Here is a 19,608-nt window from a genome sequence, read left to right on the forward strand (position 1 = left end):
AGGAAGCTCAGAAAGCAGATATTTGCTCGCTTCGTGTTTTTTAATCTTCAAGAACGCTCAATTAGCATATGGTGGCAAACAGCAAGAGCTTTGCATGGGGGGCAAGGGTGATAGGGGTAATGGTAGCGCTATTTGGTTATGGTTTTGCTGCTAATGCCCAGGTAGAACTCAACCTGAACGAACACGATAATAAACCCTATTATTTCGGTATTACCCTGGCCACCAACCGGTCGCGTTTTCAAACAGAGCACCACGCTTCCTTTTTGCAGCAGGACAGCATCCTTGTGGCCGAACCCGGTAATGCCGGCGGCTTTGCCCTTGGCCTGCTGGCAACAGCCCGCCTGTCGCCCCGGTTTGAAACCCGCTTCAATCCTACACTGGCCTTCATGGACCGGGGTATTCATTACAAACTGCGTTATGCCGACCTGGACAACCAAACCGCGGTAACCCAAAAGGTGGAGTCGGTGCTCGTGAGCTTTCCTTTCCAGCTGAAATTTAATTCGGACCGCATCGGCAACTTCCGGGTTTACCTGCTTGGCGGTGCCAAGCTGGATTATGACCTGGCTTCCAATGCCCGTGCCCGCAAGGTGGATGACCTGGTGAAAATTCAAAAGACCGACTATGGCATTGAGGCCGGCCTTGGATTCAACTTTTACTTTCAATCTTTTATTTTCTCTCCCGAGATCAAGCTGAGCAACGGGTTGGGTAATATCCATGTACGCAATGAAAACCTGCGCTATTCCAGCGTGCTGGACCGTATTCAGAGCCGGATGATTGTGTTTTCCATCCACCTGGAAGGATAGGCGGCGGCTGGCAACAGGAGCATCGGCACTCAAACGTGGCAGGCTGGATCGATCATATTATCTTCGCCAACCATCCATGCGGCATGCAACGGATGGTTCCGGTAATTTGTCCTTGCACAAGCAACCACCTACAAACAAGCCACCTGCAGGGGCGCCTGCAGTAATCAGCTGCGCATGAGAGTACTGACCCTGTTATCCTGTTTATTATTGCTGGCCCGTTCCGGTGGGGCCCAAACCTGTAACACCCATGGCCAAACACCCGAGACGGCTTTCCCGGTTTGCGGCACTTCTGTCTTTACCCAAACTACAGTACCCCTTTGTGGCGGCCGCACCCTGCCATCGCCGGCATGCTCCCGCGATCAGCTCACGGATGTCAACCCCTTCTATTACAAGTTCACCTGTTTCGAGGCCGGTACCCTGGGCTTTGTGATCACGCCCAAAAACAACAGCAGCGACTACGACTGGGAGGTTTACGACATTACCGGCCGCAAACCCGGCGATATTTTTAACGATGGGTCGCTGGTGGTGTCCAGCAACTGGAGCGGCGAAACTGGTACCACCGGCGCCAGTGCCCAGGGCAACCAAATATTTGTGTGCGCCGGCACCGGCAAACCCCTGTGGAGTAGCATGCCCCAGCTGGTCAAAGGCCACGAATACCTGCTGCTGGTGAGCCACTTTACCAATAGCCAGAGCGGCTACGACCTGGAGTTTAAAGGCGGCACAGCCGTAATTACCGACCCCAAGGCGCCGGGGCTGCAAAACGCAACCGCGCATTGCAATGCCCAAACCATCAGGCTGAAACTGAATAAAATGATGCGTTGCAACAGCATCACGGCAAGCGGTTCCGAATTTGTGATCCTGCCCAACAACACACCGGTGAGCAGCGCAAGTCCCATCTGCGGTAATGGCTTTGAAACAGACTCGGTGGAGATCAGGCTGGCAAGACCGCTTGATCCTGGTAATTACCAATTGGCCATCCGTGCCGGTACCGATGCCAATACCATTTTGGACAACTGCGGCAACGGGGTTCCAGAAGGCGAGCTGGCTCCTTTTAAGGTTGATCCCACCCTGCCCACCCGCCTCGATAGCATCGTGCCGGTGGGTTGTGCGCCCAACCAGCTTACCCTTGTTTTCCGGAAAGGGGTGTATTGCAATACCGTTGCCGCCGACGGCTCCGATTTTGTTATCCAGGGCCCATATGCCGTGGGCATCACCCGTGCGGTGCTAAACTGCCAGAACGGTCTTTCGGAAACCATCACACTGGAGTTGGCTGCACCCATGGTGGATGCGGGTAATTTCCGGGTGGCGCTCCGCCGCAATGCCAGTGGCACCGTGCCTACCGATGAATGCGGCAACCCCATTCCGCTGGGTGCTGTAAACTTTACGGTGGCAGATACCGTAAGTGCGGCATTTACCTACAACATCCAATATGGCTGTACTACCGATAGCGTGCAGTTCAACCACCCGGGTACACGCGGCGTAAACCAGTGGAGCTGGATACTGGATGAAGGCAAAACCAGCACCGTGCGCAACCCGCTAGCATTGTACAATGTGTTCACTACAAAAAACATCCGGCTGGCAGTAAGCAATGGCGTGTGCGTGGATACGGCTGATACAAAGGTGGTGCTCGAAAACTTCCTGAGCCTTGATTTTAAAGCCACCACCGAGGAGTGTCCCAACGAGCCGGTACAGTTTACCAGTACGGCTGTAGGCCGCGGCTTACGCCACCGTTGGGTATTTGGCGATGGCACTACCAGCAGTGAGGCCCAGCCTGTGCACCGGTTCAACGCACCTTTGCGCACCGCTGCAATCAATGTAACCTACAGCGTTACCGATAGTTTTGGTTGTACCAGGTCGGTAACTAAGCCCATTACCATCTACAGCAGCTGCACGGTACATGTGCCCAACGCCTTTACACCCGGCAGTGATGGTCGCAACGACCTGTTCCGCCCGCTGAATGCTTTCCGCATTGATGGTTACGAGTTCATTGTATACAACCGCTGGGGACAGGAAGTATTTCGCACCCGCGACCCCAAGCGGGGCTGGGATGGCCGCATCAGCGGGCAGTTGCAAAATACCGGCACCTATGTATGGACCCTCCGCTACCGCGAGCTCAGTACCGGCACACAAATGGAGCGGAAGGGGAGTGTGGTGCTGATCCGGTAACCGCAGCTTTGTATGATTAAACAATGATCTGAAGGATTGGTTACCTACAGCAGCAAAGCTACCTTATGGGGTAGCTTTGCTGCTGTAGGTATGGTAATGATTGTTAGGAAACCCTGGTCTGACATATAGGATATCCTGGAAAAAGGGAAAAGGTAAATCTGTTGCAAATAGGATGTTCTGATTTCTATGCCTCCTGAGCAATGTGTAAGAATCGTTCCTGGTGGGTTACATTTGCCTCCGCCCTTGCAGGTACAAAATGCAAAAGCGTCTATTTGGCGCAGGATCATAAAAATCTTTATCAAATCATATAAATCTGCGGTTCATGACTAAGCTGAGTGTCAATATCAATAAAATAGCCACCCTGCGCAACAGCCGCGGTGGCAACAACCCCGACGTGGTGAAAGCTGCAGTGGATGTACAGCGTTTTGGTGCTGATGGCGTTACCATTCATCCCCGTCCCGATGAAAGGCATATCCGCTATCAGGATGCCCGTGACATTAAAAGCATCATCACCACCGAGTACAATATTGAAGGCAACTGCCAGGAGCAAAAGTTCGTGGACCTGGTGCTGGAAGTAAAGCCCGACCAGGTAACCCTTGTACCCGATGTGCTGGGACAGATCACTTCCAACCACGGCTGGGATACGGTGCAACACCGCGACTACCTGCGGGAGATCATTACGGTGTTTAAAAATGCCGGTATCCGGGTTTCCATCTTTGTGGATCCCGTTGTAGCTATGGTGGAAGGTGCCGCGGAAACCGGTACCGACCGTATTGAACTGTACACCGAAGCCTATGCCCATGGCTTTGCTGCTGGCAACAAGGAAGCTGCTGTTGCGCCTTATGCCGCAGCGGCCAAAAGAGCCTTAGAACTAGGCCTTGGCCTGAATGCCGGCCACGACCTGGACCTGCACAACCTGAAATATTTTGCCCAGAACATTCCCGGCCTTGACGAAGTAAGCATCGGTCATGCCCTTATTGCTGATGCGCTGTACCTGGGATTGGAGAATACCGTGCAGTTGTATAAGCGGCAGTTGGGTTTTTAGTTTTTGGTTTTTCGTTGGTTTCTGCTCGAAATGGATGTAAATGAAAATGAGAAAGGCGCTGTAGTAAAACAGCGCCTTTTATATAGTCGGGCTTTTATCAAAAAACTAAAAACCATAAACCTACAAAGCCGGTATCAGCGGGATTGTAGGTGCCGCACTGCTGGCGGGCGCTGCGGCGCCAAGGGCTATCCAACTGCTGCCCATGATATGTTTGCCCACACTTTTCTGCACTTTGCCCAGCAGGCCTTTCTGCCGGTTGTGTTTTACAATGTAATAGCCAACTGCCAGCAGTGCCGCAGCTGTAAGTACGCGCTTCAGCATTACGCCCCGCTTGGGTGGCAGGTAGGTGGGAATGCCATCCACGTCAAATAGGGCCGGTTCCTTTACATAACGCCCGGAGGCGGGTATGCCACGCTGCCAGAAGTTTTTGGACAGGCGGTTGAGCTCTTTCATGGCTATTTCGCCATAAAAACTTTTACCATGACCTGTGGCTATTACCTGTGGTTTGAGGTCGGCCAGCTCGCGTACCGAGCGGGCAGCCGCGCCCCAGTCGGGGGTAAAGTACTTGGGTGGCCCGCTCAGGAAAGGCATCTGCGTAGCCACCGATATGGCCGACTCCTGCACGGTAGTTACACAGGCATCGCCGGCAATGAGCACGCCATCGCGGTTGCGAAACAGGGATATATGCCCTGGTGTATGTCCGGGTGTATGTATCCATCGCCACTCGGGCATACCGGGTATGGTGCCGTCCTCGGGCAACTCGTTCAGGTGCTCCGTTATATCGATGGGTGTTTTGGGGTAAAGGAATGACATGGTGGCCATCAGTCCGCCGCCAACACCGGGATCGGGTGGGGGGTAGGAGGAGGTACCATTGAGGTAAGGCTGCTCCATATGGTGGGCATAAACGGGTGCCTGCCATTCATCGGCAAGCTCCTGCAAGGAACCACGGTGGTCGAAATGGCCATGTGTGAGGACGATGGCCACAGGCCTGATGTGGCGGCCGATCACTTCTTCAGCCAGCTTGCGTATATGCTGCGCCGTCGATTTCAGCCCTGCATCTACCAGCACCCAATCCTGGCTGGTAGGATCCTGGATGATATAAACATTCACAAAAACATCTTTCAACCGCCACACATGCGGTGCTACCACCCATGCGTTATAATAGAGTTCCGTTTCTTCTGTTGCCGTAGCCTCGCGTTGGGGAATCTTTGCACTCATAACTCGCTGTTGTTTGGTCGTATGGGAACAAATAATATACCATGGCTGACCATTAGCATCAATTGCTTGGTTTAAAAGGGCTGCAGGTGGCTTTATTTGGCACCGACGCACCGGGTTGGCAATGTTTTATTTAGCGGTGGGATTGTTTACCTTGGAAGCCGTGTTGCCGCACCGACTGCCTTCTACGGTAAAACAAATCACCCGATTGCTGATCTGCTACCAGTGGATGCTTTTTTCCATGGTGTTGGTTTGCTTTGCCTTTTCGGCAAAGGCCCAGCCCGTAGAAGCTGCCAATCTCAGCGGGCAAAGACACCTGGTAGTAACGCCCCATATGCAGGTATTGAAAAGCCAGGTTCCCTATACCATCAAACAAATTTTACAACCCGAAATACAGGCCCGTTTCAGGCAGGCACCTGCAAAGCCGGTGGTCTTTTCGGGTTACGACCAAGATTATTATTGGTTTCGTTTGGTGCTGCGCAATGGAGCAGCCGGCCCCCAGAACCTGCTCCTGCTGATGGGCCCAATTGGGATGCGGGAAGGACTGCTGTACCGGGTTGAGAACGGTACCTGGAAAATGGAGGGCAAGAACGGTGTTGCGGTTCCTTTTGCGCAGCGTGCCTACCAGTATACCCACTTTGTATATCCCCTGTACCTGCCCCCGCAAAGCACCGACACTTTTTACCTGTCCATGGATGCCCGGCATGTGTACAAGTCCTATGCATTTGCCCTGCTGGAGCCCGCCGAGTTCAAGGCTTTTGCCAACCGCATGTACCTGCTTTTTGGGATCATCCTCGGCATCCTCTTCCTGTTCCTCATTTTAAATCTTTATCTCTACACATCTCTTAACGACCGCATCCATGTTTGGTATAGCCTCTACATCCTCTTCCTGATGCTGATCGTGATGAAAAACGACCAGCTGGACCAGCAGTTTCTCCACTGGGATTCGGAACGGGCTTACCGGCTTACACCCATCATGGCCCTGGGCGCACTGGCCATATCGGTGCTGATGCATGTGGTGCAGCAGTTCCTGACCAATATACCGCCCCACAGCAGGCTTTGTATTTTCCTGAATGTGGTAAAGTTCAATACTATTTTAAGTGCCTTGTGTCACCTGGTGGCGTTCAATTTGAAACCCGATCCATGGTTGGAAACAGTCTTGTTTAAATGGGCCAATATCAGCACCATGGTCACCATTATTTCCATCATTGGGGCCTGTATTTACAGTACGGTAAAAGGCATGAAAAGCGCCATCTTCCTGCTGGCGGGCCTGTTGGTTTTTTTGATCGGCGCCCTCCAGCGCCTTACGCTTGCCGCTACGGCTTCCTACCTTTTTCCACCTTCTACTTTTCATGTAGGCATGATCATGGAAACCCTGATCATTTCCTTTGGACTTATATACCGGTACCGCGCCGAGCGCAAGGAAAAGATGCAGTACCTGGCTGAAAAAGAATCGCTGCGCAACAACTTCGATAAGTTGCTGCTCGAAAGTAAGTTCGAGATACAGGAGCAAACCCTCCGCAACATCGGTCAGGAAATACACGATAATATCGGGCAGGTGCTAAGCCTGGTACGTATGAACCTTACAAGGCAGGCCATGCAACTACCTGTTGGTGCCAGCAAGGGTATGCTCGACGACCAGGTAGACCTGATCGGCAAAGCTATTGCCGACCTGCGCCTCCTCTCCAAGTTGCTGGATGCCGATTATGTACTGGAAATGGGCCTGGAAAAATCTATTGCCTCCGAAATGGAGCAGGTACGCAAGTATGGCGCATTTCAAACCGAACTCACCGTAACAGGCGAGGAACTGCAGCTGGAGCCACAGAAAGAACTGATTCTTTTCCGCCTCTTCCAGGAAGTACTGCAAAATATCATCAAACATGCGCAGGCCCACAAGGTATCTGTGCAACTGGAAGTAAGGGATGCCCGGTTGCACCTCACCATACAGGATGATGGCATCGGATTCGACCCGGAAGCATTGCTGCTCAAGGGCCATGGCAAAGGCATGGGGTTGAAAAATATGTACCGGCGTGCAGGATTGTTGCAGGCCGAGTTCCGGATCATTTCGGGCAAGGATGGTACCCGGGTGTCCATTAGTATGCCCACGCAGCCTGCATAGCAGGCATTTGTTGGATCGGCTGGGTACCACTATATTTAAGCAATCCTCCCTCCTGATTGCGCTGATCCGCTCCCCATTTCCCGCTTCGAATTAATTGCTATGAACAAGACTGTATTTGAAAAGAACAGCCCTTTTTACCAGGTGCTGAAAGCCAGGGTGGACACTTATTTCAGGCAAAACGCCATAGCCAAAACTGGTAATGGCCAGCTTTGGTTGAAGGCAGCGCTCTTGGGTGGAACAGCCGTGGTGCTCTTCGTGGTATTGTTGCTGGTGCCCCTGCCTGTTTGGGTACAATTGGTATTGTCCGCCACATTGGGGCTGGTGCTGGCAGGAATTGGCTTTGCCATTATGCACGATGCCTGTCATTACAGTTTCAGCAGCAGCCGGCGGGTAAACGACCTGGTGGTGCTAAGCCTCAACGCGCTTGGTGGCAATGCGTTTTTGTTCCGGCAAAAACACCAGCTGCATCATAGCTACACCAATATCGACGGGCTGGATGATGACATTGCAAAAAGCCCGCTGTTGCGCCAGTGCGATGTGCAGGTATGGAAACCCATGCACCGCTACCAGCACTGGTACGTGCTGTTGCTTTACCCTTTTTCGGGTATTTTCTGGATCACCGTTTTTGATTTTACCAAGTACTTCAAAGGACAGATCAGCAATATGCCCCTGCGCCGTATGAACCGCACCGAGCATATATTGTTCTGGGCAAGCAAGGCGTTCTACTTTTTCTGCTACGTGGGCCTGCCCATTTACCTGCTTGGTTTCAACAACTGGCTGGTAGGCTACCTGGTGATGAATATGGTGATGGGGCTAACCCTTGCACTGGTGTTTCAGCTGGGGCATGTGGTGGAACACACACAGTTTTACCAGGCAAAAGAAGAAGGCGGTATGCTGCCTGTACATTGGGCCGAACACGAAGTGCAGGCATCAGCCAATTTTGCCCTCAACAACAAGCTGGTTACCTGGTACACCGGCGGCCTCAACTACCAGATAGAACACCATCTTTTTCCCCGCGTAAGCCATGTGCATTATCCCGCCATCAGCAAGCTGGTGCAGCAAACCTGCCGCGAATATGGCCTGCCTTATTTCTGTTATCCAACGTTTACCAGTGCAGTGCAATCGCATTTCAGGCTGTTGCGCACCCTGGGCAATACGCCACCGGCGGTTACTCCGACAACTGCTTTGGCAGGGGCTTAAATAGCCAAATAATAAAACAGGCACCGAATACCCGGTGCCTGTTTTATTGAAAAAGATCCATAGCGTATTGTGGTAAAGTTCCCAATGAACGCCTCCCGTTGTCCATCGTCTGTGGTCTGTCGTCCATCGTCCATATCCCATCGTCTATCGTCCATCATCCCTACGGTGTCGGTTTCCCCTTTGTATCCGTTGGTTCAATATTGTTTTGTTGTTGCAGCTTTTCCTGCACCTTTTTGCTGCCTAGCCGCAACACGGGCCAGCTCATGGGGCTCTTCTGCGGTTTTTCATCGCCAAACAACACGCCCCACTGCTTGAGGTTGTTGGTGCGGTCGAAAATGATCTTCATTACCGCAATAACAGGTAGTGATAGGAACATACCCGATACACCGGCCATGGCGCCGGCAATGATCACCCCGATAATGGTGACCAGCGCATTGATCTTAACCTTGGAGCCCACAATGCGGGGCATCAGGATATTATTGTCGAGGAATTGTACAAAAGCAATGGTCACCAACACCGCAATAATGGGCCACAACTCCTGCGAAGAAGACAGGGTGAGCAGCACACCAATGAGGTTGCCAATAAGTGCACCCACATAAGGTATGAGGTTGAGGATGGCAAAGATGGCACCGATGAGGATGGCGTGTTTGATGCCAATGACCAGCAGGATGCCGCCCAGCAAAATAGTGATGTAGGTTATTTGTATCAGCAGGCCGCCCAGATAGCTTTTGATAATTACCTCCGATTCACGCATGGCTTCCTCTACCTTTTGGTGGTTGTCTTTGGGAAACCACAGGAACACAAAACGCAGCAGCAGGTTTTTGTAAAACAGCAACAGGAAAATATAAATGGGCAACAGGCCGATGAAAACAAAGATGCCTGTAACCGAAGATGCCGCACCGCCCAACATACCGCCGGCCCATGCCAGTACCTTTTCGTTTTGCTGGTTGATCAGTTCGGTTTGCCGGCGGGTTGAAAGTCCTGTTTTTGTTTCAAACCAATGACTCAGGTTATTGAGATGCAGGGTCACATTTTCCCTTATCTGCGGAAAGTCCTGCACCACGCGGCCTATTTGGGAAGAAAAAAACCAGATCAGTCCGCCCAGCACCAGGAACAGCAGGAAAAGGGAAAGGATGATGGACCCAACCTCGCCAAACTTTGCCCGGTTGCGCAGAAAGCGGTATACGGGCAGCAGCATGATGGCCAGGAAAAAGGCCATCAGTAGGGGTGTAATAATATCTTTGGCAACGATGATAATGGTACCCAGGAAATAAAGACCCATTATTTCAATTGCCCTGCGAACGGTTAAAGGCATGCGATCCATGTGCTTTTTTTATATTGCTTCAGGCCTAAGCTAATAAAACCGGACCAGTTACGGTTTGGGGTTTGGAGTTTGGCGTTTTGGGTTTTTAGTTTTTGGTTGGGAGGTTTGAGTTAGAAGAGGAAGCTGCGGCGCCACATGTTCCACCTGATACCGGCCGAAAGCACGGTGGTGTGCTGGCTTTGCCTGCCCGCCGCCTTTTCGTTGCGGAACAGGGCACAGGCTTCCAGGTAAAGGTTTTGTTTCAGTTCGTACGAAAGCAGTAGGGAAGCCAGTGTTACATCAGTGCGCACACCATTGCCAACACTATAGCCATAATCCTGTTTGCGGTAGGGCGGCACGTTGGGTAAAAAGATATTGCTGCCGCTGGAAACCTTTGCCGAGTCGCGGCCTTGGAAATAATACATCCCCTTTGCCAATACCGTCCACCGGGGCTTGGGCTGGTAGCGCAACTGCATCAGCACCTCCTGGAAGTTGGCGCCAAGCGGGTGTGCCAGCGGCTGGTTGTAGTGCGTGTAGTTGGCCACTGAGTCGTCGTGCGAATAGGTAAAGGGCCGTACCCGGTTGACCTCCACCTGCAGGTCGAGGTTGGGCACACCCAGCACATCGATGTATTTGGCGCCCAGCTGCCAGCCCCACTTGTTGGCCCACCACCCTTTATTGTCGCGCACCTCGGAGAGCTTGAACTCATCAAACAGCAACTGCCCGTAAAACTGGAAGCGCCTGGCAGCATTTGCTTTAAAGTCAATCCCCGCCATGCTGTTGTCGCCCGACCCGTTTTGCTGCTCCATCGACCGCATGAAGATGATGGGGTTGAGGTAGCTGAAATCAAACTTGTTTGTGCGGCCAAATACCACGCTTTCAAAAAGACCCACATTCAGCCAGGGCGTGAGTGCCATGTCGAGGTGGTGCATGGCAGCGTACTTCTTGCCTAAAAGGTAGTCGCGTTGGCGGGGATCAAGCGGGTCGGCATGCTGCAGCTCCATAAAAAGGTTCTGGTAGTTGAACTTCCAGATACGGGTATTGAGCCGCAGGAAAAGCGCATTGTTGGGAAAATCAGAAAGGTACAGGCTGCGCAGGCCATTGCCGATGCTGTTGCGGTCGTAGCCAAAGGAGACATCAATGTATTTGGTAGCGTTGAAGCTGATATAACCGCGGGCATCAAAATAGTCGTAAGCCGTTTTTTTGAATGCCTGGTAATAACCCTGCCCGGGCAGTGCCTTTCGTTCGGCTACCCAGCTTTGCACATACAGCGGATCACGTTCCTGGTTTTCGCCCACATAGCCGGCAAACCCGATCCTGTTGGCAATGCGGCCACGGATATGGGCACCACGGCTGTTTTGGAATAAATATTGGGTGTTGTTTTGTTCTTTGGCAACGGTATATTGAAAAGCAGGATTGATCACCAGGAAAAAATCGGGCTGGTCAACTTCCACCAGGTTGGCGGGTGTTTTATAAAAATGTTTCCAAGTAGGTTTCCGGCTCCTGTAACGGGCATGGGCAACCGAAGTCCACTCAGGGCTTGCCATCAGGGCGCTGGCATAGAGATAGCGGTCTGATGGCGACTGCAGCAGGTTGTCCAAAGCTGCTATGCGTGGTACTACCTGTTTGCGGCTGTAGGGATGAATTTTGGAAAAATTCAGTACCGAATCGCGCTGGGCTTTTACTTCCATTCTTTCCAGCAGGATGCCCTCTTTGCTGTCCTGGAACAGGTAGGTAGTTTGGGCTTTGATAGCCAAGGGGAATAAAGAAAGAATGAGGTTGCGAATGGTTGCTTTAACTTGCATCTCAGAGGGTTAACGGAAGAATTGAATTTATGCATAAATATCTTATCCGGAATATTCAGGTCGTGAACGAAGGCCGCACGGAGGTCTTGGATGTGCTGGTGGCTAATGGACGTATTGAACGTATAGCGCCACAGCTAACGGTTACGGACAACGTAAAAGAAATTAATGGTGAGGGCAAGTATCTTTTGCCGGGCGCCATCGACGACCAGGTGCATTTCCGCGAGCCGGGTCTTACCCACAAGGCCAATATTTATTCGGAGGCAAAAGCTGCGGTTGCAGGTGGTGTTACTTCTTTTATGGAAATGCCCAACACCAACCCGCCGGCATTTACCCACGAGTTGCTGGAGCAGAAATACGCCATCGGTGCCAACACTTCGCTGGCCAACTACTCGTTTTTTATGGGTACTTCCAACGACAACCTCGAGGAAGTGCTGCGCGTAAACGACCGCAGGCAGGATATCTGCGGCGTAAAGATTTTCATGGGTTCCTCAACGGGCAACCTGCTGGTAGATAATTACCTGACGCTGGACCGCATCTTTGCCGAAAGCCAGGTGCTCATTGCCACCCACTGCGAAGAAGAAAGCATCATCAAGGCCAACCTAGAAAAGCTTAAGGCCCAAAAGCCGGTACTCGAGCCTTCGGATCATCCCATCATCCGCAACGAGGAAGCCTGTTTTGAATCTTCGTTCAAGGCCATTCAACTGGCCAAAAAACATGGCACCCGCCTCCACATCCTGCATATTACCACCGAGAAAGAGCTGCAGCTGTTTACCAATATGCTGCCCCTGAAGGACAAGCGGATCACTTCGGAAGTGTGTGTGCACCACCTGCATTTTACATCCGATGATTACCCCGCGTTGGGCAACCGCATCAAGTGCAATCCCGCCATCAAGGCGCCGTTTAACCGCGAGGCTTTGTGGCAGGCCCTCAACGACGACCGCCTCGATGTAATTGCCACCGACCACGCCCCCCATACCTGGGAAGAGAAAATGGAGCCTTACGAAAAGGCACATGCCGGTCTGCCGCTGATCCAGCATTCGCTGCTGCTTATGCTGCACTATGTAAAAGAAGGCCGCATCACGCTGGAAAAGGTGGTACAGAAAATGAGCCATGCCGTTGCCGACTGTTTCCAGATCAAGGACCGTGGTTATATCCGCGAAGGCTACCATGCCGACCTGGTGATTGTGGACCCGCAGCAAACAACCACCGTTGAAAAAACCAATATCCTGTACAAGTGCGGCTGGAGCCCGCTGGAAGGCACCACTTTCCCGGCAGCCATCACCCATACTTTTGTAAATGGTCACCTGGTTTATGAAAATGGGAACTTTGATGAGTCACAAAAAGGACAGCGGCTGAAGTTTGATAGGTAAACCCCCTGTCCCCCTAAAGGGGGAACTTAGGCCGGAAAGCATAATTGGGAACAACGCTACCCTGACAGGGGTGGCGTTGTTGTTTTAAGAAGAGGTGGCTTTTGTTTGCCAAAGATTTCAAAATCTAGTGCCTGCTGTAAAACCTATTCCTTTAAAATTCAGTATGTTCGACCTAAGTCCCTCCTTTAGGGGGACAGGGGGTATGCAGATTGATAAGATAACTTTTAACGACATTTCCATCTTCCAGCAGGAAGAGGAGTTCTCCATATTTCATAAGCTCAACTTCACCCGCACCATTGGCGGCAAGGAATGGCTGCGCCGCTACTTCAACGAGCCGCACAGCGACCTGAAGAAGATCCGCGGCACCCAAACCATCATCCGTACCGTGATGGCGCACATCGATGAATGGCCTGCCGATATCACCAACGGTACCATCCTGGTGATGGATAAGTTCCTCGATTACCCGCTCGATCCCGGTCCGCAGCATCCCAACCCCGCCAGTGCGCTTTCATATCGTTTGCTGCATGCCGCCGACTATTCCATGATCAAGTACTCCATCCGGCATTTTGCCGACTTTTTCAGGGGTATTAAAAAGCTGGAGCAACTGTTTGCCGGTGTGGAGTTGCCCGCACAGGTGCAGCTGCTGATGGAAAGGGTGCGCAAAGCTTTATCGGAAGAGCCGTTACGACGCCTGTCGGAGGCCGAAGCCGGAACGAAGTTCAGCGTGGTGCAAAACCTCTATTTTACCCACCATGTGCGCTACCTCCACAAAACCCGTATCCTCGACCTGATGGACCTCTATGGCCGTTTGGATGCCTGGTATTCAATGGCGGTAGCCGTGCAGAAATACGACCTGCATTTCCCTGAATTTGTAGACGACAGCCCGCCGCTAATTCAAGCCAGGGGTTTGTATCACGTACTCCTGGAAAAGCCCGTTGCCTACGACCTGGAAATGAACCCCGACCAGCATTTTGTTTTCCTTACCGGTGCTAATATGGCCGGCAAAAGTACGCTCATCAAGGCCCTGGGTTCCTCGGTATTCCTGGCGCATATGGGTATGGGCGTACCTGCCAAAAGCATGCGGCTGTCCTTGTTCGACGGCGTGCTGTCCAATATCAATGTGTCGGACAATATTGCAAAAGGAGAAAGCTATTTTTTCAACGAAGTACAGCGCATCAAAAACACCATCAACAAAATCAACGATGGTCGCAAGTGGCTGGTGCTGATCGATGAATTATTCAAGGGCACCAACGTGCAGGATGCCATGAAGTGCTCGCTAACGGTGATCAAAGGTTTGATTAAAATGCACAACTCCTTATTTGTGCTGAGTACCCACCTGTACGAGATAGGCGAGGAGCTGAAGCAGTATCCAACCATTGCCTTCAAATACTTCGAAACCGAAGTGCACGACGACCAGCTTTCTTTCAGCTACCAGCTGAAGGACGGTGTTTCCAACGACCGGATTGGGTATGTTATCTTGCGCAGGGAGAAAGTAGTGGAGTTGCTGGAGAATCTATAAATGCAAGTGGATGTTTTTTCGATTGGTCGCATTTCTTTTTTTGCTGCTTGCTACGGGCCAAGAGGCAAAAAGTCAATGGTATAAAGAGGAGACACCCCTGCATCAATTTTTTCAGAAGCATTTTGACAGTACGCTGATCTATCATGAGTTTTCTTCCTGGAGTCCTTACCCCAACTACCATATTGTCGCTAAAAGCAAGGGATCTGTTTTCCTGTTTACCTACAAAAACCCATATGCTGCCATAAGGGGCAGGAACCTGCCCATGGAACTTGCCCTTCATTTCTATCGATCGGATGATAACTTCCAGGCTGTTAAACCAGACACCAACCGGTACTTGCTTCCCTTTGTTCCTGCTTTCCATTATAACGGACCCAATCGTTGGGAGCAGTTGGCACAACTAAGGATTTGGCAATTACAACCTGCAACCCAGTTCACCGCTACCTGCAGTGTTGAAGATGGCAGTGAAATAGTTTTTTACCGCATCACCAAAAACGACATTCAGACGATTTACTTCTACGACGCGGAAGAATTAGATACCTGCACTCCCGCTGATACAAACAGGAAGACAGCCATTGAGTTGATGAGATACTTCCGTGATTTGTTCAAGGTGCGATAGCAGCAATACAGGAAGGACCGACTGTAATAAAACAGCGTACTTTTAAGGCTGCACAACACCATGAAACTGCTCTTAACCCTCTCCGCTGTTTTACTTGCTTCCCTGCTCCAGGCCCAGGTGCCCGATGTACAGCACTACGATTTCCAGCTACAGCTTTCCGACCAACACGATTCCATCAGGGGTGTTGCTACCATCCGTTTCCAGTATACCGATACTTTCTCCTCGGTACGTTTCAACCTGGCGGGGTTGCAACGTGGAAAAGGTATGCGGGTTAATGAGGTTAGGGCAAAAGACAAGCGCATTGCTTTTTCGCACCAGCAAAACGACCTGTTTATTGATATGCGCGGGCTGGACCGGCAGCAGCCCGAACAGGAGGTGGTGATTCAGTATGCAGGCATTCCTGCCGATGGCCTCATTATTTCGCGCAACAAATACGGCAGCCGCACCTTCTTTGCCGACAACTGGCCCAATAGGGCGCACCACTGGCTTCCCTGCAACGACCGCCCTGATGATAAAGCCTCGGTTCGTTTTTCCGTTACTGCCCCGGCGCATTACCAGGTTATTGCCAATGGCCTGCAGGTGGAAGAAACCAATGCCGGCAAGGGATTGAAGCAAACCGTGTGGCAGGAGCCCACGCCCATTCCCACCAAGGTGATGGTGATTGGCGTGGCCGAAATGGCGGTGGGCTTGTTGGACAGTGCTGCCGGTGTGCCGGTATCGGCATGGGTGTACCCGCAGGACCGTGAAAAAGGATTCAAGGACTTCGCCCTCACCAAAGGCATGCTGGATTATTTCCACCAATATATTGGGCCTTATCCTTTTAAAAAACTGGCCAATGTGCAGTCGCGTACCCGCTTTGGCGGAATGGAAAACGCCAGTGCCATTTTTTACGAAGAAAATACACCCACCGGCAAGGGTACCCACGAAGACCGTATGGCACACGAAGTGGCCCACCAGTGGTTTGGCGATATGGTGAGTGAAAAGAGCTTTGCCCATCTTTGGATATCGGAAGGCTTTGCTACTTACTGCACCAATCTTTATTGGGAGTACAAATACGGCAAAGCCGCGTTTGAAGACCGGCTGCGTGCCGAGCGGCAGCAGGTAGTCGACTTTGTGGCCCACAACAAAACCAGCGTGGTCAATACTACCTCCGACCTGCAGTCGCTGCTGAATGCCAACAGCTATGAAAAAGGAGGCTGGTTCCTGCACATGTTGCGCCGCAAGCTGGGCGACGCGGTTTTCCGACAGGTGTTGCAGGCTTTTTATAAAAACTATGCAGGTGCTAACGCCGATACCCGCGATTTTCAAAAGCTGGCCGAAGAGATCAGCAGGCAAAACCTCCAGCCCTTTTTCGACCAGTGGCTGTATCATCCCGGCGTGCCGCGTTTGAATATTACCTGGGCACACAGCAGGGGCAAAGTGCAACTGCAGTTGCAGCAAACGGGCGAAACTATTTACCATTTCCCGTTGGAGCTGGCATTTGTTGACGCCAAGGGAAAACAAACCTTACATCGGATCCAGGTAAACAAGGTAAAGGAACGGTACGAGTTGCCTTCTCGGGAAAAGCCTACCGTTATCCTGCTGGATCCGAATGTGAATTTGTTGTTTGAAGGAACGATCAGGGAGTGAGCTTTGTTGCCAAACGATAAATCATCACCAGGAACGCTCTTTTAAGCTTGAACTGGTTGTGGAACGTCATTGCGAAGCGCCAATAGTGTTTTGCATTACGCAGCAGTTGGCGGCGCTGAAGCAATCCCCTGCAATGATAGGGTTGCCCTTTGTGCCCGTTTGGTGGCTTACAGCGGCTGGAGATTGCTTCGGCGCGCAAGTAGCCTTCAGACAGTAGTAGCGAATGCGCCTCGCAATGACGTTTCGTTGCAGTTAAGGTGTAACCGAGTTATACGGGGGATAGTAAAGATTGATAAACAGGAGCAGACTTACCTGGAATACGACCTTACCCAACACCCTAAAAGCAAAAAGACCCGGAGCATACACCCCGGGTCCTTATCTGAATTCTTAATCTTAGTCTTAGCCTGAACCTTACTGCTATACCAGCATGGTTACGGGGTTCTCCAGGAAGCGCTTCAGCGTTTGGAGGAAGGCGGCGCCAACGGCACCATCCACGCTGCGGTGGTCGGCACTGAGGGTAACCTTCATTACATTGGTTACGCCAAAACCGTCGCCCTTGCGTACCACCACTTCCTTGATGCGGCCAACAGCCAGGATAGCGCTGTCGGGCGGGTTGATGATGGCGGTAAACTCTTCGATGTCCATCATACCCAGGTTGGAGATGGTGAAGGTGTTGCCCGAGAACTCGTTGGGCTGCAGTTTCTTGGCCTTGGCCTTACCTGCCAGTTCTTTGGTCTCCGCAGCAATGGCGCTGAGGGGCTTCTGGTCGGCAAAACGTACCACGGGTACAATCAGTCCGTCTTCGATGGCTACTGCCACACCTACGTGAACGTGGTTGTACTGGCGGATATAGTCGCCCATCCAGCTGCTGTTTACAGCGGGGTGCTTGCGCAGGGCCATAGCGGCAGCTTTCACCACCATATCGTTGAAGGAAATCTTGGCGGCACTTACCTCGTTCATGGCAGGACGGGCTTCCATAGCCTTGTCCATATTGATTTCCATGGTGAGATAGAAGTGAGGTGCCGAGAACTTGCTTTCGCCCAGGCGCTTGGCAATTACCTTACGCATTTGCGAGAGGTTGATGTCCTGGTAGCCTTCTTCGCCTGCCACCACGGGAACGGGTGCGGCTTTGGGTGCTTCAGCAGCAGCCTGTGGTGCAGCGGCGGGAGCAGCCTGGGGCTTGAAGTTCTCAATGTCGTTGCGGGTAATGCGGCCGCCATCGCCGGTGCCGGGTACCTGTGCCAGGTCGATGCCTTTGTCGGCAGCGATCTTTTTAGCCAGGGGCGAAGCCTTGATGCGGCCATCGCCATTGAGGGAAGCAGCAGGAGCAGTTGCCGCTTGCTGAGTGGCTGTAGCAGCTGGTGCTGCGGCTTGGGATGCAGCCGGGGCGGAAGCTGCAGGAGCCGCAGTAGCTTCACCTTTGGAGGCTGCTACAATTGCCTGAACATCTACCTTACCTTCTTCGCCAATAACGCAAAGCAGGTCGTTTACGGCAATCTTCTGGCCTTTGTCGGCACCGAGGAACAGCACCTTGCCATTTTTATAGCTTTCGAGCTCCATAGTGGCCTTGTCGGTTTCGATCTCGGCCAGCAGGTCGCCTTTTTTTACGTCGTCGCCTACCTTTTTATGCCAGGCGGCAATCACACCTTCGGTCATGGTATCGCTCAGGCGGGGCATCAGCACCACCTCTTCCATTTTGGAAAGGTCAAGGGCAGCAGTTGCCGGTTGCTGGGCTGCGGGTTGGGCGGCAGGAGCAGCTTCAGCAGCAGGAGCTGCCTGGGGAGCTGCAGCTGCGGCGCCACCACCATTTACGTGTGCGGAAATATCTTCACCTGCCTGGCCGATGATGGCCAGCAAGTCATTTACCTGAAGTTTGCCTCCTTTGTCGGCGCCTACATGCAACAGGATACCATCTTTATAGCTTTCCAGTTCCATAGTGGCCTTGTCGGTTTCAATTTCCGCCAACAGGTCGCCTTTCTTAACAGGGTCGCCAACTTTTTTATGCCATGCCGCAATCACGCCTTCGGTCATCGTGTCGCTCAGGCGGGGCATTAAGATCACTTCAGCCATGTTCGATTATTTATATATGGTGCGCAGTAAAATGCGGCGTGAAATTAAGCCAAAACAGTTTACAGGGCGCGGATGATTTTTTTTGTAATGCGATGGGTGTAATTCACCCGTTAACTGGGCTGTAACTTGCCTTTTCCAGGGCATTACAACTCCAGGTCAAGCCTTAGTCTTTCCCTTAACTCTTTGATCAACGGGTATTTTTCAATCATGATCTGGTACTGCTGCTTTGCGGAAAGGTGCAGGTCGGCAGCCACCTCCTCGTCGGGCGATTCCACCACCAGTACCGAAAAAGCTACCGTGCGGTTGCCTAATTCCTTTTGCAGGTACTCGCAGCATTTTCCCCGTTCCAGTTCCAGGAACTTTTGCTGCAGGTTGTTGGCGGCAGTAGCTTCAAAAGCGCTTTCATCCCGGATGATCAGCTCGGCCATTTTAAAGCTCTGGGCAGCAGGGTTTTTATCGCTTTCCAATTGGGCAATGAATCGTTCCCAGGCGGCACGCAGGCTTACCGGCTCCAGGGGCACATCGGCCGCAACTTCTTCGGTAACGGTATTCATGGCCACATGTTGCCGCATGGCTGCCAGCGATCCCAGTTTGGGCTTGGTAGCAGCGGGCGCAGCAGTTGGGGGGGCAGTAGCCGCTACCGGTTTAGGAGCCGCCACGGTACGGGGCTGGGGGGGCGGGACGGGTGCTGCCGCAACAGGTTGGGGCCTGGGTGTTTCCACTATCAGCTTAGCCTCGCCGGCAGGGG

13 protein-coding genes and 1 pseudogene are annotated in these 19,608 nt (G+C 52.1%); 9 read left to right on the forward strand and 5 right to left on the reverse strand.

Annotated elements, in window-relative coordinates:
- Positions 1-68: 68 nt before the first annotated feature.
- The 3 genes from porT to BUE76_RS07080 all read left to right on the forward strand — a co-directional run bounded on the left by porT (position 69) and on the right by BUE76_RS07080 (position 4,014).
- On the forward strand, positions 69-803 hold the full coding sequence (gene porT / locus BUE76_RS07070) for a type IX secretion/gliding motility protein PorT/SprT (RefSeq protein WP_245798306.1): 735 nt from the start codon (positions 69-71) through the stop codon (positions 801-803).
- Positions 804-977: 174 nt separating this feature from the next.
- A complete protein-coding gene (locus BUE76_RS07075) occupies positions 978-2,969 on the forward strand; it encodes a T9SS type B sorting domain-containing protein (RefSeq protein ID WP_083596366.1) in 1,992 nt (663 codons plus the stop codon).
- Positions 2,970-3,291: 322 nt separating this feature from the next.
- Positions 3,292-4,014 carry a pyridoxine 5'-phosphate synthase gene (locus tag BUE76_RS07080; protein WP_073040483.1) on the forward strand — a complete coding sequence of 241 codons (723 nt, stop codon included), beginning with the start codon at positions 3,292-3,294 and terminating at the stop codon, positions 4,012-4,014.
- Between the two features lie 120 nt (positions 4,015-4,134).
- Here the strand turns inward: BUE76_RS07080 and BUE76_RS07085 are convergent, their stop codons facing one another.
- Entirely contained in the window at positions 4,135-5,232 is a 1,098-nt protein-coding gene (locus BUE76_RS07085; RefSeq protein ID WP_073040481.1) for an MBL fold metallo-hydrolase, read from the reverse strand.
- Between the two features lie 121 nt (positions 5,233-5,353).
- On the opposite strand from BUE76_RS07085, the gene BUE76_RS07090 reads away from it, so the two are divergent.
- Positions 5,354-7,348, forward strand: coding sequence for a sensor histidine kinase (locus tag BUE76_RS07090; RefSeq protein ID WP_073040479.1), 1,995 nt, complete (start codon positions 5,354-5,356; stop codon positions 7,346-7,348).
- Between the two features lie 99 nt (positions 7,349-7,447).
- Positions 7,448-8,548: a fatty acid desaturase family protein gene (locus BUE76_RS07095; RefSeq protein ID WP_073040477.1), complete on the forward strand. Its 1,101-nt coding sequence runs from the start codon at positions 7,448-7,450 to the stop codon at positions 8,546-8,548.
- Between the two features lie 160 nt (positions 8,549-8,708).
- Here BUE76_RS07095 and BUE76_RS07100 read toward each other — a convergent pair whose 3' ends face one another.
- Both BUE76_RS07100 and BUE76_RS07105 read right to left on the reverse strand, forming a co-directional pair.
- Positions 8,709-9,872, reverse strand: a complete 1,164-nt coding sequence (locus tag BUE76_RS07100) for an AI-2E family transporter (RefSeq protein ID WP_073040475.1) — start codon at positions 9,870-9,872, stop codon at positions 8,709-8,711.
- Positions 9,873-9,982: 110 nt separating this feature from the next.
- Complete coding sequence (locus BUE76_RS07105) at positions 9,983-11,656, reverse strand: capsule assembly Wzi family protein (RefSeq protein ID WP_073040473.1); 1,674 nt, start codon at positions 11,654-11,656, stop codon at positions 9,983-9,985.
- 29 nt (positions 11,657-11,685) lie between these two features.
- Here BUE76_RS07105 and BUE76_RS07110 point away from each other — a divergent pair, with 29 nt between their 5' ends.
- From BUE76_RS07110 to BUE76_RS07125, 4 genes are all read left to right on the forward strand, one after another.
- Positions 11,686-13,026, forward strand: coding sequence for a dihydroorotase (locus tag BUE76_RS07110; RefSeq protein ID WP_073040471.1), 1,341 nt, complete (start codon positions 11,686-11,688; stop codon positions 13,024-13,026).
- Positions 13,027-13,189: 163 nt separating this feature from the next.
- Positions 13,190-14,545 carry a MutS-related protein gene (locus BUE76_RS07115; protein ID WP_245798305.1) on the forward strand — a complete coding sequence of 452 codons (1,356 nt, stop codon included), beginning with the start codon at positions 13,190-13,192 and terminating at the stop codon, positions 14,543-14,545.
- A gap of 262 nt (positions 14,546-14,807) precedes the next feature.
- Positions 14,808-15,161, forward strand: a complete 354-nt coding sequence (locus BUE76_RS24155) for a hypothetical protein (RefSeq protein WP_143157213.1) — start codon at positions 14,808-14,810, stop codon at positions 15,159-15,161.
- Between the two features lie 60 nt (positions 15,162-15,221).
- Positions 15,222-16,790, forward strand: a complete 1,569-nt coding sequence (locus tag BUE76_RS07125; RefSeq protein WP_073040465.1) for a M1 family metallopeptidase — start codon at positions 15,222-15,224, stop codon at positions 16,788-16,790.
- A 417-nt stretch (positions 16,791-17,207) separates the two neighbouring features.
- Here BUE76_RS07125 and BUE76_RS07130 read toward each other — a convergent pair whose 3' ends face one another.
- Complete coding sequence (locus BUE76_RS07130) at positions 17,208-18,860, reverse strand: pyruvate dehydrogenase complex dihydrolipoamide acetyltransferase (protein WP_073040463.1); 1,653 nt, start codon at positions 18,858-18,860, stop codon at positions 17,208-17,210.
- A 143-nt stretch (positions 18,861-19,003) separates the two neighbouring features.
- Positions 19,004-19,608: pseudogene (locus BUE76_RS24160) on the reverse strand (hypothetical protein); the annotation flags it as partial.

Source organism: Cnuella takakiae (genome assembly GCF_001953305.1).
In the GTDB taxonomy this organism is placed as follows: Bacteria; Bacteroidota; Bacteroidia; order Chitinophagales; family Chitinophagaceae; genus Flavisolibacter; species Flavisolibacter takakiae.

What these genes read in the sequence shown, in the direction of transcription:
- porT (WP_245798306.1), top strand. Translation starts at nt 69, where the DNA reads ATGGTGGCAAACAGCAAGAGCTTTGCATGGGGGGCAAGGGTGATAGGG.
- BUE76_RS07075 (WP_083596366.1), top strand. Translation starts at nt 978, where the DNA reads ATGAGAGTACTGACCCTGTTATCCTGTTTATTATTGCTGGCCCGTTCC.
- BUE76_RS07080 (WP_073040483.1), top strand. Translation starts at nt 3,292, where the DNA reads ATGACTAAGCTGAGTGTCAATATCAATAAAATAGCCACCCTGCGCAAC.
- BUE76_RS07085 (WP_073040481.1), bottom strand. Translation starts at nt 5,232, where the DNA reads ATGAGTGCAAAGATTCCCCAACGCGAGGCTACGGCAACAGAAGAAACG.
- BUE76_RS07090 (WP_073040479.1), top strand. Translation starts at nt 5,354, where the DNA reads ATGTTTTATTTAGCGGTGGGATTGTTTACCTTGGAAGCCGTGTTGCCG.
- BUE76_RS07095 (WP_073040477.1), top strand. Translation starts at nt 7,448, where the DNA reads ATGAACAAGACTGTATTTGAAAAGAACAGCCCTTTTTACCAGGTGCTG.
- BUE76_RS07100 (WP_073040475.1), bottom strand. Translation starts at nt 9,872, where the DNA reads ATGGATCGCATGCCTTTAACCGTTCGCAGGGCAATTGAAATAATGGGT.
- BUE76_RS07105 (WP_073040473.1), bottom strand. Translation starts at nt 11,656, where the DNA reads ATGCAAGTTAAAGCAACCATTCGCAACCTCATTCTTTCTTTATTCCCC.
- BUE76_RS07110 (WP_073040471.1), top strand. Translation starts at nt 11,686, where the DNA reads ATGCATAAATATCTTATCCGGAATATTCAGGTCGTGAACGAAGGCCGC.
- BUE76_RS07115 (WP_245798305.1), top strand. Translation starts at nt 13,190, where the DNA reads ATGTTCGACCTAAGTCCCTCCTTTAGGGGGACAGGGGGTATGCAGATT.
- BUE76_RS24155 (WP_143157213.1), top strand. Translation starts at nt 14,808, where the DNA reads ATGGAACTTGCCCTTCATTTCTATCGATCGGATGATAACTTCCAGGCT.
- BUE76_RS07125 (WP_073040465.1), top strand. Translation starts at nt 15,222, where the DNA reads ATGAAACTGCTCTTAACCCTCTCCGCTGTTTTACTTGCTTCCCTGCTC.
- BUE76_RS07130 (WP_073040463.1), bottom strand. Translation starts at nt 18,860, where the DNA reads ATGGCTGAAGTGATCTTAATGCCCCGCCTGAGCGACACGATGACCGAA.